General features: G+C 73.6%; 5 protein-coding genes. 2 read left to right on the forward strand and 3 right to left on the reverse strand.

Annotation, left to right across the window (positions count from 1 at the left end; genetic code table 11):
- Positions 1-2,907, reverse strand: a 2,907-nt coding sequence (locus ACFE60_RS16675) for a bifunctional [glutamine synthetase] adenylyltransferase/[glutamine synthetase]-adenylyl-L-tyrosine phosphorylase (RefSeq protein ID WP_375389981.1), incomplete at its 3' end; no start/stop codon positions are given.
- Positions 2,876-4,216, reverse strand: a complete 1,341-nt coding sequence (glnA, locus tag ACFE60_RS16680) for a type I glutamate--ammonia ligase (protein ID WP_375389982.1) — start codon at positions 4,214-4,216, stop codon at positions 2,876-2,878. The genes ACFE60_RS16675 and glnA, both read right to left, overlap by 32 nt.
- Positions 4,217-4,349: 133 nt before the next feature.
- Here glnA and panB point away from each other — a divergent pair, with 133 nt between their 5' ends.
- Positions 4,350-5,159 carry a 3-methyl-2-oxobutanoate hydroxymethyltransferase gene (gene panB, locus ACFE60_RS16685; protein ID WP_375389983.1) on the forward strand — a complete coding sequence of 270 codons (810 nt, stop codon included), beginning with the start codon at positions 4,350-4,352 and terminating at the stop codon, positions 5,157-5,159.
- Between the two features lie 24 nt (positions 5,160-5,183).
- Here the strand turns inward: panB and ACFE60_RS16690 are convergent, their stop codons facing one another.
- Positions 5,184-5,354: an SPOR domain-containing protein gene (locus tag ACFE60_RS16690; protein ID WP_375389984.1), complete on the reverse strand. Its 171-nt coding sequence runs from the start codon at positions 5,352-5,354 to the stop codon at positions 5,184-5,186.
- Between the two features lie 71 nt (positions 5,355-5,425).
- Here ACFE60_RS16690 and ppgK point away from each other — a divergent pair, with 71 nt between their 5' ends.
- A complete protein-coding gene (ppgK, locus tag ACFE60_RS16695) occupies positions 5,426-6,247 on the forward strand; it encodes a polyphosphate--glucose phosphotransferase (protein WP_375389985.1) in 822 nt (273 codons plus the stop codon).
- Positions 6,248-6,365: the final 118 nt, after the last annotated feature.

Here is a 6,365-nt window from a genome sequence, read left to right on the forward strand (position 1 = left end):
GACGTCGGAGGTGCGGTTCGTCCAGAGGGTGATCGCGCTGCGGAAGCGGGAGGCGAACAGCCACGCGCCCTTCAGCGCGGCCGCGTCCTGTCGATCGACGAGGCGGACGGCGACCGCCGCGTCGAGCGCGCCGAGGGTGCTCTGCGTCCGCAGCGCCGGCACCGCCGCGCCGTGCTGCAGCTGCAGCAGCTGCACGATCCACTCGACGTCCGAGAGCCCGCCAGGGCCCAGCTTCAGGTGCCGGCCGGGATCGGTGCCGCGCGGCAGCCGCTCGGTCTCCATCCGGGCCTTGATGCGCCGTACCTCGCGCACGGCCTGCTCGTCCATCGCCTCCGGGTACCGCTGCCGGTCCGCGAGTGCCTCGAAGTCGACGACCAGGGTGCGGTCGCCGGCGACGCCGCGGGCGCGCAGCAGCGCCTGCGACTCCCACGTGAGGGACCAGCGCGCGTAGTACGCCTCGTAGGAGCGGAACGACCGCACGACCGGCCCGTTCCGCCCCTCCGGGCGCAGGTCGAAGTCGAGGTCGAGCGGCAGCCGCGGGTCGGTCGTGAGCCGCTGCACCTCCGAGACGAGGACCTTCGCCTGCTGCTGCGCGAGCCCGTCGGGCATGCCCGCGATCGGGCGGTACACGGCCATCACGTCCGCGTCGGAGCCGAACCCGGGCTCCGCTCCCCCGTACCGCCCCATCGCGATGATCGCGAACTCGGGCCACGGTCCCTCGTCCCGCCGCACGGACCGCACGGCACCGGCGAGCAGCGCGGTGGTCACGTCCGCGAGGGCCGGCCCCAGCTCCTGCACCGTGATGGTGCCGAGCAGGGCGCCGAGCGCGAGCCGCAGCACCTCGCGGCGGCGGGCGGTGCGCAGCGCTCCAGCCGCCTCGTCGCGGGTGCCGTGGCGCAGCACGGTCGCGGAGGTCTCCGCCCGCAGCGCCGACCGCGGTCGCGGCCGCAGCTCCGCATCGTTCTCCAGCCAGGCGACGGCCTCCGGGTTCGTCTCCAGCAGGCCGACGACGAACCGCGACTCCGACAGCACCGTCGCGAGCCGGCGCGCGGCCGACGGCGAGTCCCGCAGCATGCGCAGGTACCAGGCGGTGTCGCCCAGCCGCTCCGAGAGCCGGCGGAAGGCGAGCAGCCCGGCGTCGGGCGCCGGGCCCTCCGCGAACCACTGCAGCAGCACCGGCAGCAGCGTGCGCTGGATCGCGGAGCGCCGGGAGACGCCGCCGGTGAGCGCCGCGATGTGCTGCAGCGCGCCCCTGGGGTCGAGGAAGCCGATGCCGGCGAGGCGGTCGAGCGCGGCCTCGGAGGTGAGCGTCAGCCCGTCCTCAGGCAGCCGGCTCACCGCGGTGAGCAGCGGCCGGTAGAACAGCCGCTGGTGCAGCCCCCGCACCCGGCCCCGGACGCGGGCGATCCGCTCCGCGAGCTCCTGCCCGGAGGTGCCGAGGCCGCTCGAGCGCGCGACGACCCGCAGCTCGGCCTCGTCGGTGGGGAGGAGGTGGGTGCGCTGCAGCCGCCGCAGCTGGATGCGGTGCTCGACGAGGCGCAGCAGCCGGTAGTCCTCACCGAACTCGGCCGCCTCCACCCGCCCGACGTAGCCGTGCTCGGTCAGCGACCGCAGGGCCGGCAGCGTCGCGCGGGCGTGCACGCGGTCGTCGGTGCGCCCGTGCACCAGCTGCAGCAGCTGCACGGTGAACTCCACGTCGCGCAGCCCGCCCGGTCCCAGCTTCAGCTGCCGGTCCGCCTGACCGGCCGGGATGTGCTGCTCGACCCGCTGCCGCATCCGCTGCACGTCGTGCACGAACTCCTCGCGCGCCGACGCCTGCCAGACCTTCGGGCGCAGCGCAGCGACGTACTGCGCCCCGAGCTCCAGGTCCCCGGCGAGCGGCCACGCCTTCAGCAGCGCCTGGAACTCCCACCCCGACGCCCAGCGCTCGTAGTACCCGATGTGGGAGGCGAGGGTGCGCACGAGCGCGCCGTTCCGGCCCTCGGGGCGCAGGTTGGCGTCGACCTGCCACAGGGGCGGCTCCACGTCGGCGTCGTCGAGCACGCGCATCAGCGCGATCGCCAGGCGGGTCGCGATCGGCACCGGGTCGAAGCCGGGGTCGGCGTCCGCAGCCCGGTCGGTCACGAAGATGACGTCGACGTCGCTGACGTAGTTCAGCTCGCGCGCACCGGCCTTGCCCATGCCGATGACCGCGAGCCGCACCCCGCCGACCCGGTCGGCGCCTCCGGCCGCCGCGACCTCCGCCCGAGCGACGGCGAGGGCGGCCTCGAGCGCCGCCGCCGCGAGGTCGGAGAGCGCGGCCGCGACCCGCTCGAAGACCGCGGTGCCCGACGGCTGCTCGAGGTCCCAGGCCGCGAGCCGCGTCAGCTCCGTGCGGTACGCGGCGCGGAGCGCCCGCCGGGCGTCCGCACCGGTGAGGGCGGCGACGCCGTCCTGCACACCGACCGAGGTGCCCAGGGCCGCGATCAGCGCGGAAGGCGACGGCGGCCCCGGCATCGGCGCCGCCAGGGCCTCGAGCGCCTCCGGCCGCCGGAGGAGGAAGTCCGCGATCCCGCTCGACGCGCCGAGGACCAGGGCGAGCCGGACCGCCGCGCCGACGTCGGCCAGCAGCGCGGCGACCCGGCCAGCGTCGCGCTCGGCGAGCCGGCACAGCGAGCGCAGCGCGTCGTCCGGCGAGCCGACGGGCCGCTCGAAGGCCCGGAGGACGGTCTGCCGGTCGAGCCCGACCGCCGCGGCCACGTCGTCGAGCCCGGCGCGGGCGGCGGTCAGGTCGAGGAAGCCGGCGCGCGCGAGGTCGGCGAGCCGGATGCCGCCAGAGTCGTCGGCGGAGCCGCGGCGGGCGAGGTCCCGAGCGCTGCCCCGCGGGGCAGCGGGCTCAGAGGAGCTCGAGGTTGCTGGCGAGCTCATACGGCGTGACCTGCTCCCGGTACGCCTCCCACTCGCGTCGCTTGTTCGCGAGCACGTAGCGGAACACCCGCTCGCCCAGGGTCTCGGCCACCAGCTCCGACTCCTCCATCAGCTGGATCGCCGCGTCGAGGTTCGTGGGCAGCGGGTTGTAGCCGAGCGCGCGGCGCTCCCCGTCGGAGAGGGACCAGACGTCGTCCTCGGCCTCCGGCGGCAGCTCGTACCCCTCCTGGATCCCCTTGAGCCCCGCGGCGAGGATCAGCGCGTACGCCAGGTAGGGGTTCGCCGCCGAGTCGATCGCGCGGTACTCGACCCGGGACGACTGCCCCTTCGTCGGCTTGTACAGCGGCACGCGGACGAGCGCGGAGCGGTTGTTGTGGCCCCAGCACACGTAGCTCGGCGCCTCGTCGCCACCCCACAGCCGCTTGTAGGAGTTGACGAACTGGTTCGTGACCGCGGTGATCTCGGGCGCGTGCTTCAGCAGCCCGGCGATGAAGCGGCGGCCGATCGTGGACAGGTGGTACTCGCCGCTCGCGGAGAAGAACGCGTTCGCGTCGCCCTCGAACAGGGAGAGGTGCGTGTGCATGCCGCTACCCGGCTTGCCGGACAGCGGCTTCGGCATGAAGGTCGCGTAGACGCCCTGCTCGATGGCCACCTCCTTGATCACGGTGCGGAACGTCATGATGTTGTCCGCGGTGGTCAGGGCGTCGGCGTAGCGGAGGTCGATCTCGTTCTGCCCGGGTCCCGCCTCGTGGTGGCTGAACTCGACCGAGATGCCGAGGTCCTCGAGCATCCGCACGCTGCGGCGCCGGAAGTCGTGGGCGGTGCCGCCGGGCACGTTGTCGAAGTAGCCGGCCGAGTCGACCGGCTCGGGGCCGTTCGGGCCGATCGTGCTCGACTTCAGCAGGTAGAACTCGATCTCGGGGTGCGTGTAGAAGGTGAAGCCGTGGTCGTTCGCCTTCGCGAGCGCGCGCTTCAGCACGTTCCGGGGGTCCGCCGCGGCCGGCTGCCCGTCGGGCGTCGTGATGTCGCAGAACATGCGGGCGGTCGGGTCGATCTCGCCCCGCCACGGGAGGATCTGGAAGGTGCCCGGATCCGGCATCGCGAGCACGTCCGCCTCGTAGGAGCGGGTGTAGCCCTCGATCGCGGAGCCGTCGAACCCGATGCCCTCGGCGAACGCGCCCTCCACCTCCGCCGGAGCGATGGCCACCGACTTCAGGGTGCCCACGACGTCGGTGAACCAGAGGCGGACGAACTTGATGCCGCGTTCCTCGATCGTGCGGAGCACGAAGTCGCGCTGCTTGTCGACCACGGTGGTGGGTACCCCTCGTCCGGTGGCGTGCTGAAGTGGGCGTCGGCGCCTGGCGCCAACCTACCGGCCCGGCCGGGCGTGCGCATCGCGGGCGCACGCCGGCCCCGCGCAGCCGCTCGGTACGCTCCCCGTCATGGCCGACCCCAAAGCGAAGGTGCGCACCCGTCACTTCCTCGAGGCGAAGCGGAACGGCGTCCGGATCACCGGGCTGACGAGCTACGACACCAACACCGCCGCGATCTTCGACGAGGCGGGCATCGACTTCCTGCTCGTCGGCGACTCCGCGGGGAACACCGTGCTGGGCTACGACACGACCGTGCCGGTGACGACGGACGAGCTGATCCCCCTCGCCCGGGCGGTGGCGTCGTCCGTGCGCCGCGCGTTCGTCGTCGCGGACCTGCCGTTCGGCTCCTACGAGATCAACGCCGAGCAGGCGCTCGCGACCTCGATCCGCTTCATGAAGGAGACCGGCGCGCACGCCGTGAAGCTGGAGGGGGGCCGGCGCAGCGCCCAGCAGATCTCGCGGGTGGTGGAGGCGGGCATCCCCGTGATGGCGCACATCGGCTTCACGCCGCAGAGCGAGCACCGGCTCGGCGGGCACCGGGTGCAGGGGCGGGGTGCCGACGCCGAGGATCTGATCCTCGACGCGCAGGCCGTGGAGGACGCGGGCGCCTTCGCGGTGGTGCTCGAGATGGTGCCGTCGGACACCGCGAGGCGCGTGACCGAGCTGCTCGAGATCCCGACCATCGGCGTGGGCGCCGGGCCGCACGTCGACGGGCAGCTGATGGTCTGGACCGACTTCGCCGGCCTCACCGCCGGCCGGGTGCCGCGCTTCGTCAAGCGCTACGCGGACCTCCGCGGCGCGCTGACGGAGGCGGTGACGACGTTCCGCGCGGAGGTCGCGTCGGGCGACTACCCGGCCCGGGAGCACGAGTACGAGTAGCGGCTCCGGGTGCCGGAGCGGCAGCTAGTCGTCCTCGGCGGCCATCCGCCGCGAGTTCGCCGCGATGCGCGCCGGCGCGCCCTCCGCCTCCTCGCGGGACGCGTACGGGCCCGCCCGATCGGACCACGGCGACTTCGCGCCGTGCTCGACCTCCCCGGTCGACGTGTTGTACCACCACTGCTCGTCGTCGGCCACGACGCCTCCTCCCGGGAGGGGCGGTGCAGCCGCCCCAGGGGGCATGGTAGCCACCGCGCTACTGTGCTGGGGTGGCGCAGGCGATCGGCATCGACATCGGCGGGACCGGCATCAAGGGCGGCCTCGTCGACCTGGAATCGGGCCGGCTGCTGAGCGACCGGGTCAAGTACGCGACGCCGGAGGGCGGCGAGCCGGACGACGTCGTCGCAGTCGTGAAGACGATCCTGTCCGACCTGTCGCAGGCGGAGGACACCGCGCCGATCGGCGTCTGCTTCCCCGCAGTCGTGCGGAACGGGCGCACGATGTCCGCGGCGAACGTGTCGAAGAAGTGGATCGGCCTCGCGGCGGAGCAGCTGTTCGAGCAGTCCCTCGGCCACGACATCACGTTCGTGAACGACGCGGACGCCGCCGGCTACGCCGAGAGCGAGTACGGCGCCGCCAAGGACGTCGACGGCCTCGTGCTGATGACGACGCTCGGCACGGGCATCGGCAGCGCGATCATCTACCGCAACCTGCTGGTGCCGAACGCGGAGCTCGGCCACATCGACATCGGCCCCCACCGCGACTACGAGAAGTACGCGTCGAACGCGGTGCGGGAGAAGAAGGAGCTGAGCTTCAAGCGCTGGGCTGGTCGCCTGCAGACCTACTACGCCACGCTCGAGAAGCTGTTCTCCCCCGACCTGTTCATCGTCGGCGGCGGCATCAGCAAGCACGCCGACGAGTTCCTGCCCTTCCTGCGCCTCGACACCCCGATCGTGCCCGCGGCGCTGCGCAACAACGCGGGCATCCTCGGCGCCGCGTCGCTCGCGGCGCACGGGTCCGGCGACCGGCCGACCACCGGGGCCGAGCACCTCGTCCGCGCGACGAACGAGAAGGCGCCCGAGTCGGTCTGACCCGGTAGTGTGATCCGCCGGAACGGGCCGGCAGACGGTCGCGTCACCGCCCGCGAGGGTGGTGCCGAGGAACGTCCGGGCTCCGCAGAGCAGGGCGGTGGGTAACGCCCACCCGGGG

This window comes from uncultured Amnibacterium sp. (assembly GCF_964245895.1).
GTDB lineage: Bacteria > Actinomycetota > Actinomycetes > Actinomycetales > Microbacteriaceae > Amnibacterium.

Coding starts and splice junctions, on each gene's coding strand:
- panB (WP_375389983.1), top strand. CDS start 4,350: ATGGCCGACCCCAAAGCGAAGGTGCGCACCCGTCACTTCCTCGAGGCG.